The sequence below is a fragment of the Porphyromonas sp. C0041D3 genome, assembly GCF_056590575.1.
Window position 1 is genome coordinate 71,746 of sequence record NZ_JBWPWJ010000002.1, and the last position, 16,134, is coordinate 87,879.

Sequence of the window (16,134 nt, forward strand, 5' to 3'; positions counted from 1 at the left end):
ACCCCCTCGGGATTTACGGATTACAGAACTAGTGTCAGCCGCACCTTGAGGTGCCGCAGTCCTTGCAGATAAGGCACCCCTCCTGGTAGACTAGCTGGTGGGAGCCGCAGTTGGGACAGGTCTGACCATCTGCCACGGTCCCGGATGTAATGTACCGCCTGAGAGCTCGCTCGACACCATTCTTCCAGGTGTTGATGCTCTCATTTCCGAGGTCAAGTCCACGGACGAGATTGACTACTTGGTCGATCGGCATACCATAGCGGAGGACGCTGGAGATGAACTTCGCATAGTTCCAGAACTCAGGATTGAACTTCTCATCCAGTCCGGCGACCGTAGTGCGCAGTCCACGCTTATTGGAGAACTCGAAGTCGTAGTGCTTGGATCCATCCGGTTCGTAGACCTTGATGATCTTACCCTGAGTGACACGCTTGGGGATATAGAGTCCCTCGTCCTCGTCATCAATACCGGTGAAGATCTCGTAGGGACGGCCGTCGCGCATACCGATAAAGGCGATCCAACGCTCCTTATTATTCTGGAAGCGAATGATGTCCGCCTCCAGCTCATCAGGACGCTTCAGAGGCTCCATGCCATCTGCAGTGAATGTGAGCGTAGGCAGCTCGGGCTCCTTTTTCTCCTCCTTCTTCTTTGTGGAGAGGAGCACACCGTCCCGTGAGCCCTCACGGTAGATGGTGCAGCCCTTGCAACCAGCCTCCCAAGCTGTGAGGTAGAGGGTATTGACGAGCTCTTCGTCTACGTCATTGGGGAGATTGACGGTGACGCTGATGGAGTGGTCCACCCACTTCTGCATAGCACCCTGCATCTTGACCTTGGAGACCCAGTCCACATCGTTGGCGGTAGCCTTATGGTAGGGCGAGCGCTCAACGAGAGCGTCGATCTCCTCCTGCGTGTACTCCTTGTCAGTGGGGATCCCGCTCGCTCTCATCCAATCCCTAAACTTGGGGTGATAGACGATAAACTCCTCAAAGACATCCCCCGTCTCGTCGGTAAAGGTGGGATGAGTGCTGTCCGCTACCTCATTGCTATTTACCTTGCGCCGACGCTTGTAGACCGGCATAAACACCGGCTCGATGCCGGATGTAGTCTGGGTCATCAGGCTAGTAGATCCTGTGGGGGCGATGGTCAGGCAGGCAATATTACGACGACCGTACTTGACCATATCCTCATAGAGCTTGGGGTCAGCCTCCTTAATGCGGAGGATAAAGGGATTGTCCTCCTCGCGTTTGGGGTCATAGATCTCGAAGGCTCCGCGCTCCTGTGCCATCGTGACGGAGCTACGATAGGCACTGAGAGCAAGCGTCTGCTGAACCTTGACGGCAAAGTCGATCGCCTCCTTGGTCCCATAGCGGAGACCAAGAGCTGCCAGCATATCCCCCTCACCTGTGATCCCAAGTCCGGTACGGCGTCCCTTGAGCGTCTTCTCCCGGATTTTCTCCCAGAGGTGGTGCTCGACATACTTGATCTCGTCGCTCTCCGGGTCACTCTTGATCTTGGCGAGGATGGTATCGATCTTCTCCTTCTCAAGGTCAATAATATCGTCCATCAGTCGCTGAGCGTAGCCGATATGCTCTCTGAAGAGGTCGAAGTCAAAGGAAGCATGGTCTGTAAATGGATCCTTGACGTACCCATAGAGATTGACCGCCAGCAAGCGGCAACTGTCGTAAGGGCAGAGCGGGATCTCACCACAGGGATTGGTAGAGACGGTCTCAAAACCGAGGTCCGCATAGCAGTCGGGGATCGACTCCTTAAGGATAGTGTCCCAGAAGAGAACGCCCGGCTCAGCGCTCTTCCATGCATTATGGATGATCCTGCCCCAGAGCTCGCGTGCCTTGATAACCTTGGTGTACTTGGGATCTCCCTCGCTGTCGACCGGGAAGCGGAGGGTAAAGTCCTTGTCGTCCCGCACTGCCTCCATAAAGTCGTCTGTGATGCGGACGGAGACATTGGCGCCTGTCACGGCTCCCTCCTCCATCTTAGCATCGATGAAGTCAGCGACATCAGGGTGCTTGATAGAGCAGGAGAGCATAAGAGCGCCACGACGACCATCCTGTGCTACCTCGCGGGTAGAATTGGAGAAGCGCTTCATAAAGGGGACAAGCCCGGTAGAGGTGAGGGCCGAGTTGCGGACTAATGACCCCTTGGGGCGGATGCCGGACATATCATGTCCCACTCCGCCACGACGCTTCATCAGCTGCACCTGCTCCTCGTCAATCTTGAAGATCGCCCCATAGCTATCGGAGGGGCCGTCGAGACCGATCACAAAGCAATTGGAGAGAGAGGCAATCTGCAGATTGTTGCCGATACCGGTCATAGGGCTACCCTGTGGGACCAAGTATTGGAAGTGGTCCAGCAGATTTACTACCTGACTCTCGGTAAGTCCATTAGGATACTGTGCTTCGATCCTCGCTATCTCCCGAGCGATCCGGTGGTGCATGTCGAGAGGAGACTTCTCGTAGAGATTGCCGTCGGCATCCTTCAGCGCGTACTTCGTGGTCCACACCTTAGCTGCCAGCTGATCTCCTCCAAAGTACTCCAGAGTGGCTTCGTACGCCTCGTCGTACGAGTATGTTTTCTGAGTCATGAGTGAGACTTGACTTATAGGGTTGAGTAAAATTTTTCCTCACAAAGATACTCTATTTTTGTTCTAATGGAAGACTTATACTCTCCAGTTTTGGATAACTTTTTACTTCACATCGCTACAGAAGTTTACCACTTCGTGGCACTCAGTGTCATAACCCGCTTCCTCAAAATATCCGTTCCGAGAGGGAGGAGTTTTTAGTACCTTTGTGCTAGTAATAATAGCTCTGATCATCCTATGTGTCCAAATCATCCCACAGAGCAGTCGAGAGATATTGCTCCTGCTCTGAAGTATATCTGTGAGTCCTTGCACTGCGAGGCTAGGCTAATATCGAGACGGCTCCTGCTCAGCGATGCTGAGTGCGAAACGTTGACGTCCGGTCCTCAGGAGCAGCTTCCTGAGGGAGCTTCCGGAGCGTTACTCTCTGTCGCAGTGGAGTCCGATCGACTCCGGAGCTTAGTAGACAAGTCTCAGGACCCATACAACCTTCATCTCATCCCATACTCCTTCCGGAGCAGCGGGGATGCGACGCTCCGCTCGGCGCTCTCGTGTGCTGAGCTGATCGCTGCTATGGAGCAGGGAGAGCTGGACCCGAGGGACGAGGGAGTGATAAAGGAAGTGAAGGGCTCGCTGGACGCCCTACGGGAGACAGTGGCGGTGGCTTCGATGACCGGACTGCCGATGCCGGTGATGTCAGCTGCACTGCACTTCTTCCTACAGATAGCGTATCGAGAGGAGAGACAGAAGTAAGGATGAGTATTTCACTGGATCTGCAGGCTCAGGACACAGGATCAGACGCACGTGCCGGTGTACTGCACACGCCACACGGAGACATACACACACCGATATTTATGCCGGTGGGTACGGTCGGCTCCGTCAAGGCGGTCCATATGCGGGAGCTTAGAGAGGAAGTGGGTGCGGAGATTATCCTCGGCAATACCTATCACCTCTACCTGAGACCCGGGACGGATGTGCTGAGGGCTGCCGGAGGGCTACAGAAGTTTAATGGCTGGGGAGGACCGATACTGACGGATAGTGGAGGCTTCCAAGTCTTCTCGCTCACCGATACGAGGAAGATGACGGAGGAGGGTGTCACCTTCCGTAGCCACATTGATGGGAGCAAGCACCTCTTTACTCCCGAGCGGGTGATGGACATAGAGCGACTGATAGGGGGCGACATCATGATGGCCTTTGATGAGTGTCCTCCCGGGACTGCTGATCGTCGCTATGCCAAGGAGTCGCTGGATCGCACCTTGGGATGGCTGGAGCGATGCTTCCGCCGCTTCCGGAGTACTGAGCCGCTCTATGGCTATGGGCAGGCACTTTTCCCGATCGTGCAGGGGGTCGTATACCCCGAGCTAAGACGCGAGGCGGCAGAGCGCGTTATTGAGTACGATGCTGATGGGTATGCCATCGGTGGGCTGAGCGTAGGGGAGTCCAAGGACGATATGCGCGCCATGATTGAGGTGGTCAATGAGGTACTCCCCAAGGATCGCCCTCGCTACTTGATGGGCGTAGGTACACCGCAGGACATACTTGATGCCATCGAGCGGGGCATAGATATGATGGACTGTATCATGCCTACCCGGGATGGTCGCAATGCAAGGCTCTACACCTGGAAGGGGACTATGAATATGCGTAATGCGAAGTGGAAGGACGACTTCTCTCCACTTGACCCCTATGGCACCTCTTCCGTGGATAGAGATTACACCAAGGCTTACGTTCGTCATCTCTTTGCAGCTGACGAGCTGCTGGCCCTGCAGATAGCGAGCATACACAACCTCGCCTTTTACCTCGACCTCGTTCGGACAGCAAGGATGCATATCTTGCAAGGAGACTTCAGCAGCTGGAAGTCGAGCGTATACGAGGACTTAGATCGTCGGCTATAAGCATATATGGGACGCAAAACCCGTGATAGGAGTGCCTGGTACTCTTTCCTGTCCAGGATGGGGATCCTGAGGATCGATCGCTATATCATCTGGCGCTTCCTCTCTACCTTCCTCTTCACCCTCGCCCTCATTATGGCGATAATTGTCGTGGTGGACGTGCAGGAGAAGCTGGATAACTTTATGAATCCTCTCCTGACGATGCGTGAGATCGTCGTCTACTATATTGCGCTGATCCCGTACTTTGCCATTCTGCTGGCGCCGCTATTTATCTTCATTGCGTGTGTCTTCGTGACGAGTAAGCTGGCAGCCCGGTCGGAGATCATTGCGATGTCATCGGCGGGGATGAGCTTTAATAGGCTCCTTCGCCCCTATATGATTGCGGCGGCCATTTTGTCAGCCTGCTTCTTTATCCTCTCCAGTGAGGTGATCCCCTATCTCAATAGGACACGCATCGCCTTCACCAACCAGTGGGTGTACAATAAGGAAGTGAAGCAGGGGGACAATGTCCAACTGGCTGTCCAGCCTGGTGTAAACGCTTTCTTCAGCACCTACGACAAGGACAGCTATACCGGCTATAATTTCTCCCTCGAGCAATTTGAGGACAATACGCTCAGCAGTCGCTTGACCGCTCGACGCATCGAGTATAACCCTGACAGCGTCTATCACTGGACTGTCTACGACTATCATATAAGAGACTTCCATGGACTGGTAGAGAAGGATACAATGGGTGATCAGCTCGATACTCTGCTGATGATCACCCCGCAGGATATCCTCATCTCCCCTGAGGATGGGGAAAAGCTTACGACCGGTCAGCTCTATACTTATATCCAGGCGCAGGAGAAGAGGGGTATGGGGAATATCAAAAACTTTCAAGTCGAGTATCACAGGCGATTTGCCAGCATCCCAGCTGCATTCATCCTCACCCTCATCGGTGTCTGTCTCTCCGCACGTAAGGTGAAGGGGGGCATCGGACTCAACGTGGCCCTAGGACTTCTGATGGCCTTTGCCTACATCCTCTTCTACACCATATCTGCCTCTTACGCCATCAGCGGGGCTATGTCCCCCTTAATGGCCGCTTGGCTTCCCAACCTGATCTTTATCCCCATCGCAATCTTCCTCTACTGGCGCGCCCCGAGGTGAGATGAAAAAGAGCACCTACAGGTACTATGGGGTGCTGCTTGGGCTCCCTCTTGGCACACCGATATTTACCTATAGGTGTGAGGAAGATGGTGCGTCTCCGGACGAATTGCTCGGCAGAGTGGTCCTGGTACCGCTGGGGGCAGGGAAAATCGTCTCCGGTGTGGTCTGGAGCTATCAGGGTATGGTCTCTCCTCTTCCGACCGGCAAGGTAAAGAGTATCCGAAAGGTGCTCCCCCATCCGGCCATCCCCATGTCTGTGCGGAAGTTCTGGAGCTGGGTCGCTTCCTACTATATGTGCAGCCTTGGAGATGTGCTTCGGGCTGCCCTGCCGGCTCCCTTTCGACCAGAGGGAGGACAGCGCTATGTGCTGCTGGATAGTACCACAGGAGACGAAGCCGAAGTCGTGCGAAAGGAGCTGGGGCGGTCATGCTTCTCACTGAAGGAGCTCAAGCAACTCTTTCCTGACGACTATACCGATCTCTACTCTTTGTGGTCTGAGGAGGGAAGTGTGATCCCATACGATAAGGGCATCGCAGGAAGCGGAGCCCCTGTTAGCGAAAGAGGGTGGGGCGTCGGTCCTATTATCCATCAGCCCGAGACTTTAGAAGTGGTGAGGAAGTCGCTTAAGCGTAGTCCCCAAGTGCTTGAGGCACTCGATCGCTTAGGATCCGACCCAAATGGGAGCGATATCTTCTTCACTACTCTCGCTGAGGTCTCAGCCTATCTTGGGGTATCAGCGTATGTAGTCGGGAGGTTGAGAGAGTGGGGAGCCATTGAGGAGAAAGAGCGTGCTGAGGAGGTCTCCGGTGAGGCTCTTGGTAGGGGATCACACCGAGATGGGATAATGCCTGACCTGACGGGGCATCAGATCCTGCTGCTCCATATGCCTCACTCCAGAGCTTGTGAGCGAGTGCCACTACGCCATCTCCACGAGGAGGTCACTCAGTCGAGAGGGCAGGTGTTGCTCCTCTTCCCTACACTAGAGAGGCTAAGAGAGGTTGAGGGAGAGATAAAGGAGGTCTTTGGGGCATCTTACTTCCCTTACCACAGCGGAGTCTCTCAGTCGGCCAGACAGCGATCCTACTTGGCTGCATGGCGCCAGCGATCCGGGCTCTTTGTGGGACTGCGGTCGGCAGTCTGGCTCCCTCTGGGATCTCTTAGCGAGGTGGTGGTGATAGATAGCGAGCATCGGGGGTATAGGCAATGGGAGCCGGCACCACGCTTTACCGCCTCCGATGCGGTGCTGGTGCTTGCTGCTCTGTCCGGGGCTAAGTCCTTGATTGTCTCAGCTACACCCTCGGTGGAGTGTATGGCTCAGGTGCTGAGGGGAAAGTATGCCCTCCAGACGATAGCCCCCGAAGCAACCGGGGATAGGGTGTCGCTACAGACAGTCAGTATGAGGACCGCTTTTGATGACAATCAGGTCCAGGCCCGACTCCTCTCAGATGTGATGGTGAGCGCCATTAGGGAGACGATAGCAACGAGAGGGAAAGTACTCCTGCTCTATCAGCGCACAGGATATGCCCGATCCATCGAGTGCAGTCACTGTGGCGAGCAGATCCTCTGTCCTCGTTGCCACACTGCCTTAAGGTTGTCGTCAGATGCCAAGGTCATGGAGTGCCCTCTCTGCGGCTACAAGTCACCGCTCCCTATGAGCTGCCCTCACTGTGATCAACCCTCTCTCAGACCTATCGGGACAGGCATTGATCGACTGCAGGAGGCTGTGAGTCATTACTTCGCCGGAGTACAGGTCGCTATAGTGGAGTCGGGAGATAGGGTGTCGAGGGCAGATATTTTGCTCTGCCCCGACTACGATCCCCCTATCGGACTCCTGCACAAGGTCTCTATGGTGGGAGTGATCCAGCTTGATCTGCTACTTACTCTTCCGGATCATCGGGCTGCCGAGAGAGCCTACCGGATGCTGACCACCTGTAGGGATGAGCTGCAAGATCGGAGCAAGCTGATCATCCAGTACTTCTCCAAGTCCCCCGCACTGGATGCGTTCTTAGAGGACGACTACGAGACCTTTATGGAGCACGAGATGGAGGAGCGCCATCAGCTGCTCTTCCCTCCCTTCTGTCGCATCACGGACATTGTGCTTGAGTCAAGTAGTCAGGCTCTGATCAGCAGGTTTGCGGAGCGTGTGGCAAGGGAGCTGTCCCGACTGCTTCCTGATATCCAGATCTTAGGACCTACTCCGCTCCCGGTCAATAAGCAAGGAGTCTCTTTTGGCTGCCGGGTGACACTATTGATCCCCTTAGATGTTGCGCTGTCGCCTCTCCGCACCTTCCTGGGTAGCACTGTGGAGGGATGGGTAAGGTCCTCCGGCATCCGCTCCCTTCACTATTACTACGATGTAGATCCATAGTAGCTCATTTCTTTTACTGGTATTAGTGATCTCTAATACCGGTAAAAGAATTGACTAATATCGGTATTAGAGAAAGCTAATACCGATATTAGTTTCGAGACACTTTTGATCAGACCATCTTAGCGAAGGTCTTATAATAGTGAAAAGTGGTAACTTTGTCTCAATAAGAGATAGGACAAGAGATCGGAGGGGCCTCGCTTATCTCCCAGCTTGATTTTGGAACTAATAAGTTAGTGGAATGATCAATCGATCGCTCATTCGTGTCAAGGTACTACAGGTACTCTATAATTTTTATCATACGGAGTCGATGTCGATCTCGACTGCCCAGGAGACGCTGGAGGCTGCTATGGAGAGCGACTATAGGGTCTATCTCTACCTCTGCGGGTTACCACTGGACTTCTCAGACTTGGCTCGCAAGCTTATTGGGATTGAGGAGGGGAAGTTTTCCCCTGATCCGGCTCGTCTCGCCCTGCTGAGGGCATTAGAGGCAAATCCTGTGGTGGAGTACCTCGAGGGTGATCAAGACTTCGTCGTGCGACGGATGGCTACCTCTATCTTCCACAATCCCGATCTGAGTGAGCTCCATGAGATGGTGCTCTCAGAGACACTTGGCGAGCAGGCAGTGAGTGCTTCTCAGCTGGAGACCTTTGATGGAGCGCGCCAGTTCTATCGCGATCTGTATGGTACCAAGTATCGGCAGTCAGATAGAGTCTACGACATTCTGGAGACGACAGATGCCTTTGTCACCGATGCTGATCTGCCGGTGGTTTTCTCTTTCGTCACCAAGTTTTATAACGGACTGGATCCTGATAAGGAGGTCTCTAAGCTGCTGCGTCCTAAGTTTGCCTCCAAGAGCGATGGTGACTTTGGTCCGACTCTGCTGAGAGCTGCCATAGACAATAAAGAGCCCTACCGGGAGAAGATCAGTAAGTACTTCAAGGGCTGGGACGCCGAGCGGGTGAGCGAAGTGGACTACCTGCTTATGCAGATGGCAGTGGCTGAGGCCATCGCCTTCCCCACCATTGCCACGACGGTGACGATCAATGAGTATCTCAATCTTGCTCACTCCTTTAGCTCCGAAAACTCTTATGTCTTCATCAATGGCATCCTCTTTAAGCTCTTCACAGACCTAAAGGAAGAGGGTAAGATCATTGGAGACTAATGGCGGACTGTTTTTTAATCAATATATAGGATAATATGTTACAAGCAATACTTCTTCAGGCTCAAGCGCCTCAGGGAAATGCCTTTATGAGCATCATCATGATCGTTCTGATGATCGTGATCTTCTACTTCTTTATGATCCGCCCACAGACAAAGCGGCAGAAGGAGCTACAGAAAGCACGCGAGGCTATGAAGGCAGGCGACAAGGTGATCACTAGCGGAGGCATGTACGGCATCATCCGCGAGATCAATAAGCCCAGTGGTCAGGTCACCATCGAGGTGTGGGATGGTGTCAAGGTCAAGGTGGATATCAATAATATCTTCTCTCTCGAGGAGGTAGGTAAGGACAAAGACGCAAAGTAAAGCCCTACCGGTATCACTTAGTCACCGATCATGAGAGGACTTAGACGCAGGCTGAGAGAGGGGCGCTTCACCGCCTACTTTATGCGAGATAGGCGGTGGGTGGCACTCTCTATCTGTCTGCTCATCTCTGTCTTCTTCTGGATCGTTGCAGCGATCGATGACCCGAGAGGCTATACCAAGGAGGTTGCTGTCCAGCTGGATAAGCCTATCCTCCCTACGAACTACCGGATGACAGACCTCTCTCAGTATCCTGAGGTGGTCTATGTCAAGGTCCATGCTAAGGGTGGCGCTCTGCTGAGGTATACCATCAATCAGGTCGGTCGATCCTCCTATAGAGTGCGCCCTACTGTGGATACTACTCAGCTGCTACCTGAGGGCGGTCAGTATCGCCTGAGAGAGGCGGACCTCAAGCGGCTACTCCTGAGCAAGCCTCTACACGATATCTCACGGATGGATCTCAATACCGCGACTGACGTCACGATCTTCCCGGAGGACATCTACTTCTCGTACGAGCCTCTCAGTGAGGGTAAGGCAGAGGTGCTATTTGGCAGCCAGATCGACTTTGGTGGTCATCGGAATTTTAAGCTCGCTGACACCATCAGCCTTGTCCCCTCATCGGTACGGGTATTTGGTGTCAAGAGTGATCTTAAGGACTTTATGGCTGCTGGGGGTGTCCTCACGACGGATACGATCGGGCTGAGGATAGACAACCCCGGGCGTGATACTATACGTGTTGCCGTAGTGACGCCATCCGGTATCGATGCGCATCCCGACTCCGTCGACGTTATCCTGAAGACCAACGAGCTGGTTTACAACAGCTATACTACTTCCGACATCGAGATCCGCAATCTTCCATCCGGCTATGACCTGACTCTCCTTCCTATGCAGGTCACGGTGACCTATTTGGTGCCAAAGGACAAGGCGGGAGAGAAGACATTATTTGACCCAGGGCTCTATATCGATGCTCGCGATGCATTTGATGGAGCCAACAGAAAGTCCTTAGTGCTCCACGTCGACAAGGTCCCATCTCAGGTAGATATGATCCAGGTGGTACCTGACCGGCTCGACTTTATCCTCCGTGAGAGGAAGTGATATGAGTGAGCGACCTTTTGTCATAGGCGTCTGTGGTGGTATAGGCTCCGGTAAGAGCGTGGTGAGGAGAGTGCTGGGACTGCTCCAGGGTGCTCCCACCTACGACTGCGACGCCCGCGCCAAAGCACTCTACAGAGACCCCGTGGTCCGGTCTGAGATCACCTCACTTCTGCATGAGGACCCCATTGATCAGAGTGGCAAGCTCAATAAGGAGCTCCTCTCACAAGCTCTCCATAGCGAGTATCTCAGACCACTCCTTGAGTCAATCGTTCATGAGGCTGTCAAGGACGACTTTGCCCACTGGCTTAGACAGTCCGCGGAGCCTTATGCGGTACTGGAGTCGGGGATCCTTTTCTCCTCAGGACTGGATCAGAGTGTGGACTGCTCTATCGAGGTGGCTGCTGACGAATCCTTGCGGTCCATGCGAACCCGTCTCAGGGACCGGGACAATGGTGCCACTCAGTACAAGTCTATGAATAGTCTGCAGCATAAGGAAGCTGATCTCAGAAGCCGTCTGGCAGACTACACAATCTATAACAATGGATCTGACTCGCTAATCCATCAGTGCGAGCGGATCCTCACAGAAATCAATCATCGTTAGATATGAAACTATCAGAAATCGTCTCTATCTCAGGCAAACCCGGACTTTTCCTCTTCATCAATAGCTCCCGAGTGCCCTACACTGTGGAGGAACTGGAGACCGGACGTCGGATGCCTGTCTTTGGCCGGGAAAAGATGAGCCTGCTCAGCAATATCTCAATGTACACCACCGAGGGGGAGAAGCCGCTGGCAGAGGTGATGCAGGGGATGTACGAGACCTTTGGGGAGGAGATACCGGATGCACAGACAGTCTCTGAGAGTGCTGAGACACTCAAGACCTTTATGGACAAAGCTCTCCCTAATTGGGATCAGGAGCGGATCCATCAGAGCGATATCAAGAAACTGGCTAAGTGGTACCAGATCCTGCGGCAGAAGGGTATGGACTCCTTCCTGCTCGCTGAGGAGGAAGAGAAAGAGGACTGAAGTACCTCTACATCGTTATACAAAAAAAGCGGAGCACTTATCAGAAGCGCTCCGCTTTTTTGTATAACTATAGGAAAGTCCCGTGGGGGAAAGGCGAGTGGCCGAGGAGGAAAGCGCGTGTGGGCATCACCTTGCTGGAGGGCCACTGTAGCTCGAGTAGCTCTATGGTCCCCTTAGCGGTGCCTACAAATAGTCTCTTGCCGTCTGTCTCGAGGGGATCACCAGGTGCGAGATCACGGCTAATCTGCCTCTCACAGATAGGGCTCACGCTTAAGATCTTGATCTCTACCTCTTCATCGGAGGTCTCATCGTGGAAGAGGGCTACAGCCTTGGGGTAGGGCGCCATAGCCCTCACACGCCTGTCGATCTCCTCAGCAGACATCGTGGTGAAGCGGATGGTCTGCTCCTCCTTAAATATCTTCGGAGCCATCGGCAGATGAGAGACATCCTCCGGCTGTGGCCGACCGAGCTGCTCCTTTGGCTCTCCAGACTGCTCTATTAGGTCGATCGTCTCCTCAATCACCTTTGCTCCTACGACCATAAGCCTGTCATGCAGGGTCCCGCCTGTCTCATCTGCTGATATTGGTACACGCTCCTGGAGAAGTACTCGTCCCGTGTCGATCTCCTTATCAAGTAGAAATGTGGTGACCCCGGTCTCATGCTCGCCATTGATCAGCGCCCACTGGATCGGTGCTGCTCCACGGTACTTAGGCAGGAGGGCAGCGTGGAGATTGATTGTCCCACGCGAGGGCATATCCCAAACCTCCTCGGGGAGCATCCTAAAGGCGACGACAATAAATAGGTCAGCGTCAATCTCTCGTAGGCGCTCTAGAAACTCCCCGTCGCGCAGCCGCTCCGGCTGGAGGATTGGTACCTCGGGCAAGAGCTCCTGAGCAGTACGCTTAACGTCTGAGGGCTGGAGCTTATGACCTCGCCCCTTGGGCTTATCGGGCATCGTGACTACAGCAACCACTTCTCGATGATGCTCTACCAGCGATCGGAGAGAGTATGCGGCAAATTCGGGTGTTCCGAAAAATACGATTTTCATTTTCTTAGTCGTCACCAAAGTTGAGGTTAAGAACCCTCCGATAGACGTTGAGGATAGCCGACTTAGAGATGAAGCCGACATACTTACCCTCTGGGGTCTCCACCGGGAGATTCCATAGTCCGGAGTCGTCAAAGATGGTCATCACATCCTCCATCTGCATATTCGTTTTGATTCGGATCCTTGGCTCTACCATAAACTTCTTCACACGGAGCCTCTCGTATAGGTCGGGGCGGAACATGATATTTCGGATGTTGTCGAGCATCACAATGCCCACTAAGTGGTCGTCATCGTCCAGCACCGGGAAGATATTGCGTTGGCTCTCCGTGAAGGTCTTCACCGTCTCACCGAGAGTCTCTTCCGGATGCAAGGTCTTGAATTTCTTCTCTACCACATCCTCCACATCCATCAGTGTCAGCACTGCTCGGTCTTTCTCATGCGTAACCAGCTGCCCCTCTTCACCCAGTCGCATCGCGTAGATATTGTACTTCGTGAAGATCCGCATAAAGCCGTAGGAGATTAGCGACACCACCAAGAGTGGGAGGAAGAGATTGTACTGCCCTGAGAGCTCCGCAATGAGGAAGGTCCCGGTCAGCGGAGCATGCATCACGCCCGCCATCAGTCCCGCCATACCCATAAGGGTGAAGTTTTGGTGGGGAAGGTAGGTCTCTATGCCGAGCTCACCGCATAGGTAGGAGAAGAAGAAGCCAAGGAAAGCACCCACAAAGAGGGTAGGGGCAAAGGTTCCCCCGCACCCGCCACCGGAATTGGTAGCCACTGTGGCGAAGATCTTCAGCAGCATAGCTGCTAGGAGGAAGAGGATAAAGCTCCGATGAGATGGGTCGGAGACATTCTCCAGCAGTGACCCCTCCAAGATACTCTCCGGATTATCGCTCATCAGCATCGAGATGATGTCGTACCCCTCCCCATAGAGAGGTGGGAGGAGGAAGATGAGGCTACTCAGGATCAGAGACGCAATCACAAAGCGGACGCTCCAGGTACTGATACCGCCAAGCTTACGCTCCAGCCAGGAGGAGCATCGAGTAAAGTAGAGTGATAGACCACCGCAACACAGCCCGAGCAGAACCACGTATGGTAGTCTATCGAGGGTAAATGCCTCCTCCGCCATCACCGGGAAGAGGGCACCCATACCGAAGATCAGGTAGCTAACCGTCGCCGCTGTCACGGATGAGATCATCAGAGGCATCACGCTGGTGAGGGTGAAGTCCATCATCAACACCTCGATGACAAATAGTAGCCCTGTGATCGGAGCTTTGAAGATCCCCGCAATCGCTCCAGCAGCACCGCACCCCACGAGGAGCATAAGGTTTCTGTGCTCCAGATGGAAGAGCCGACCTATATTGCTCCCTATGGCGGCCCCGGTAAGCACGATCGGTGCCTCAGCTCCCACAGAGCCTCCAAGCCCGATGGTGATAGACGAGGCAACGACAGAGGTCCAAGTGTTGTGGGGCTTCAGTCTACTCTGACGTCGGCTGATCGCATAGAGCACTCTCGTGATCCCATGTGAGATATTGTCTCTGACGATGTACTTCACGAAGAGGCCACAGAGGAAGATCCCCACCACGGGTGTGATGAGGTAGGAGAGATAAAGGTCGGTATGGGTATTCAGCCCGATCACAAAGTGCTGTATCGTGCTGACAAACCACTTCAGCAGCGCTGAGACGAGTGCACAAGCGACACCGGTAAGCAGCGCCAATGCTGTCACCGGCATACCCCCAGGGAGATGCTTATGGAGCCAGTCGGAGAATGGCTTGCTTGGTCGTGACTTTACCTCTGTCGCCTGCATTTACCGGATCACCTTTACCTCGCCTCTCAGTCCCAGCTTGATGATGTTGGAGGCTACATGCTTCGTCTGCTCCTCCTGGCGATACCTCACGACATAGTCCACACCATTGCGCACTTCGTCACTGATATCCGCGAAGGCAGTAGGCGATGGCTCGCCAGAGATATTTGCCGAAGTGCTTACGATGGGTCCACCAAGCCGCTCACACATTTTCTTACAGAAGGGATCTCCCACCACTCGGATACCGGCGCTGCCATCCTCAGCGAGGAGGTTAGGAGCGAGACCAACAGCATCGGGATAGATGATCGTCAGAGGCTTCGTCGCCGTATCCATCATATCGTAGGCAATGTCCGGGATGGTCCGGACCACTTGCGCCAGCATCCCATCGCTTGACACGATAGAGAGGAGTGCCTTAGCATCATCTCTCTGCTTGAGGGCAAAGATACGGCTCACAGCCTCAGCATTGGTCGCATCGCAACCAATACCCCAGATGGTGTCTGTGGGGTAAAGGATCAGACCACCGCGCTTCAGCGTGGCGACTGCCTCACTCAGGTCCTCCAGATCCCAGCGGGGCATTTCTTCTTGCTCTTCGTCTATTCTCTTCTTCATATCTATATCTGCATAAAGTCTCTGTAAAAGTCGATCGCCTCATCTAGCTCCTTTGGTGTAAAAAGCTCTGCGGGCGCAGGCTTACCGATGCCATCCAGCATCACCACCGGCACCCCATCCTCAGCTGAGCGGAGCTTCTTGTCCTGACGGGCAAGGGTGTGGATCTGCTCGTACTCTGTACAGAGGACGGAGACGGGAGGGAAGTGGTCTCGCACAACTCTCGCCAGCTGCATCAGCTCATCCTGGGGCAGCCGCTCCCTACGGAGCGATAGGTACCCCTCCATCACCAGACCAGCAGCCACGGCAATGCCATGAGGCACCGGCTCGCTCTTGCTTAGATGAAGCGCCTCCAGAGCATGCCCGAGGGTGTGTCCGAGGTTGAGGAACTGTCGTCTGCCACCCTTGTCCAGCGGGTCCGAGGCGACCACCTCTGTCTTGTAGTCTATACAGCGTCGGATGAGCGACGGGGCTACCTCAGCTGTCCCCAACAAGTCATCATTCACGGAGAAGCCCGCCAGCATAGAATACTTTAGGATCTCGCCCCACCCGGAGAGCAGCTCCAGCTCAGGTAGTGTGGAGAGAAAAGCTGGCGCTATCAGTACCTCCTCGGGAATGTAAAAGGTCCCGATGCCATTCTTCACGCCCTCAAAGTCTATCGCCGTCTTACCGCCAATAGAGGCATCCACATCTGCCAGCAGGGTGGTCGGGACATAGACCAGCCCCATCCCCCGCTTGTAGGTCGCAGCGGAGAGTCCCGCCACATCCAGCAGGGCTCCACCACCGAGCGCTATCATCAGATCTCCTCGGGTCGCACCCAGGTCTGTAAGTCCACTCCATAGTCGGAGCAGTTGCTCGGTCGTCTTCGCTTCCTCTCCGGGAGGAAGCTCAATGTCAGCAGGCGCTATCCCGATCCGATCAAGGCAAAGGTCGGCACAATTGCTCTCGGTTACCCAGATCGCTCGACGACCTGACGTCAGTGACCGAAGACGGCTGCGAAGCTCCTCAAGACTGTCGAAGAGTGTATGGTGGAGCGGAGACTCCATC

General features: G+C 54.2%; 14 protein-coding genes. 9 read left to right on the top strand and 5 right to left on the bottom strand.

Annotated features, from left to right (window positions below):
• Positions 1-34: 34 nt before the first annotated feature.
• On the bottom strand, positions 35-2,599 hold the full coding sequence (locus AC1EKE_RS01540) for an adenosylcobalamin-dependent ribonucleoside-diphosphate reductase (protein WP_480307754.1): 2,565 nt from the start codon (positions 2,597-2,599) through the stop codon (positions 35-37).
• Between the two features lie 234 nt (positions 2,600-2,833).
• Between AC1EKE_RS01540 and AC1EKE_RS01545 the strand changes: the two genes are divergently transcribed.
• The 9 genes from AC1EKE_RS01545 to AC1EKE_RS01585 all read left to right on the top strand — a co-directional run bounded on the left by AC1EKE_RS01545 (position 2,834) and on the right by AC1EKE_RS01585 (position 11,632).
• Entirely contained in the window at positions 2,834-3,346 is a 513-nt protein-coding gene (locus AC1EKE_RS01545; RefSeq protein ID WP_480307756.1) for a hypothetical protein, read from the top strand.
• A 2-nt stretch (positions 3,347-3,348) separates the two neighbouring features.
• The gene (tgt, locus tag AC1EKE_RS01550) at positions 3,349-4,485 is read left to right on the top strand and encodes a tRNA guanosine(34) transglycosylase Tgt (protein ID WP_480307757.1); all 1,137 of its coding nucleotides are present in this window, start codon (positions 3,349-3,351) and stop codon (positions 4,483-4,485) included.
• Between the two features lie 6 nt (positions 4,486-4,491).
• A complete protein-coding gene (locus AC1EKE_RS01555) occupies positions 4,492-5,625 on the top strand; it encodes an LptF/LptG family permease (protein WP_480307759.1) in 1,134 nt (377 codons plus the stop codon).
• A gap of 1 nt (position 5,626) precedes the next feature.
• Positions 5,627-7,993 carry a primosomal protein N' family DNA-binding protein gene (locus AC1EKE_RS01560; protein ID WP_480307760.1) on the top strand — a complete coding sequence of 789 codons (2,367 nt, stop codon included), beginning with the start codon at positions 5,627-5,629 and terminating at the stop codon, positions 7,991-7,993.
• A 238-nt stretch (positions 7,994-8,231) separates the two neighbouring features.
• A complete protein-coding gene (locus AC1EKE_RS01565) occupies positions 8,232-9,155 on the top strand; it encodes a transcription antitermination protein NusB (protein WP_480307762.1) in 924 nt (307 codons plus the stop codon).
• A 35-nt stretch (positions 9,156-9,190) separates the two neighbouring features.
• Complete coding sequence (gene yajC, locus AC1EKE_RS01570; protein WP_480307764.1) at positions 9,191-9,517, top strand: preprotein translocase subunit YajC; 327 nt, start codon at positions 9,191-9,193, stop codon at positions 9,515-9,517.
• Positions 9,518-9,547: 30 nt separating this feature from the next.
• Positions 9,548-10,609 (top strand): YbbR-like domain-containing protein, encoded by a 1,062-nt coding sequence (locus AC1EKE_RS01575; protein WP_480307766.1) that lies wholly within the window; start codon positions 9,548-9,550, stop codon positions 10,607-10,609.
• Position 10,610: 1 nt separating this feature from the next.
• Positions 10,611-11,210, top strand: a complete 600-nt coding sequence (locus AC1EKE_RS01580) for a dephospho-CoA kinase (RefSeq protein ID WP_480307768.1) — start codon at positions 10,611-10,613, stop codon at positions 11,208-11,210.
• A gap of 2 nt (positions 11,211-11,212) precedes the next feature.
• On the top strand, positions 11,213-11,632 hold the full coding sequence (locus AC1EKE_RS01585) for a DUF5606 family protein (RefSeq protein WP_480307770.1): 420 nt from the start codon (positions 11,213-11,215) through the stop codon (positions 11,630-11,632).
• A gap of 67 nt (positions 11,633-11,699) precedes the next feature.
• On the opposite strand, the gene fmt is transcribed toward AC1EKE_RS01585, so the two are convergent.
• From fmt to AC1EKE_RS01605, 4 genes are read right to left on the bottom strand one after another with little or no spacing between them, the layout of a single operon-like run.
• Positions 11,700-12,680, bottom strand: a complete 981-nt coding sequence (fmt, locus tag AC1EKE_RS01590) for a methionyl-tRNA formyltransferase (RefSeq protein ID WP_480307771.1) — start codon at positions 12,678-12,680, stop codon at positions 11,700-11,702.
• Between the two features lie 4 nt (positions 12,681-12,684).
• A complete protein-coding gene (locus tag AC1EKE_RS01595) occupies positions 12,685-14,484 on the bottom strand; it encodes a chloride channel protein (RefSeq protein ID WP_480307772.1) in 1,800 nt (599 codons plus the stop codon).
• Complete coding sequence (locus AC1EKE_RS01600; RefSeq protein ID WP_297126566.1) at positions 14,485-15,090, bottom strand: L-threonylcarbamoyladenylate synthase; 606 nt, start codon at positions 15,088-15,090, stop codon at positions 14,485-14,487.
• Between the two features lie 2 nt (positions 15,091-15,092).
• Complete coding sequence (locus tag AC1EKE_RS01605; RefSeq protein WP_480307774.1) at positions 15,093-16,133, bottom strand: 3-dehydroquinate synthase; 1,041 nt, start codon at positions 16,131-16,133, stop codon at positions 15,093-15,095.
• Between the last annotated feature and the right edge of the window lies 1 nt (position 16,134).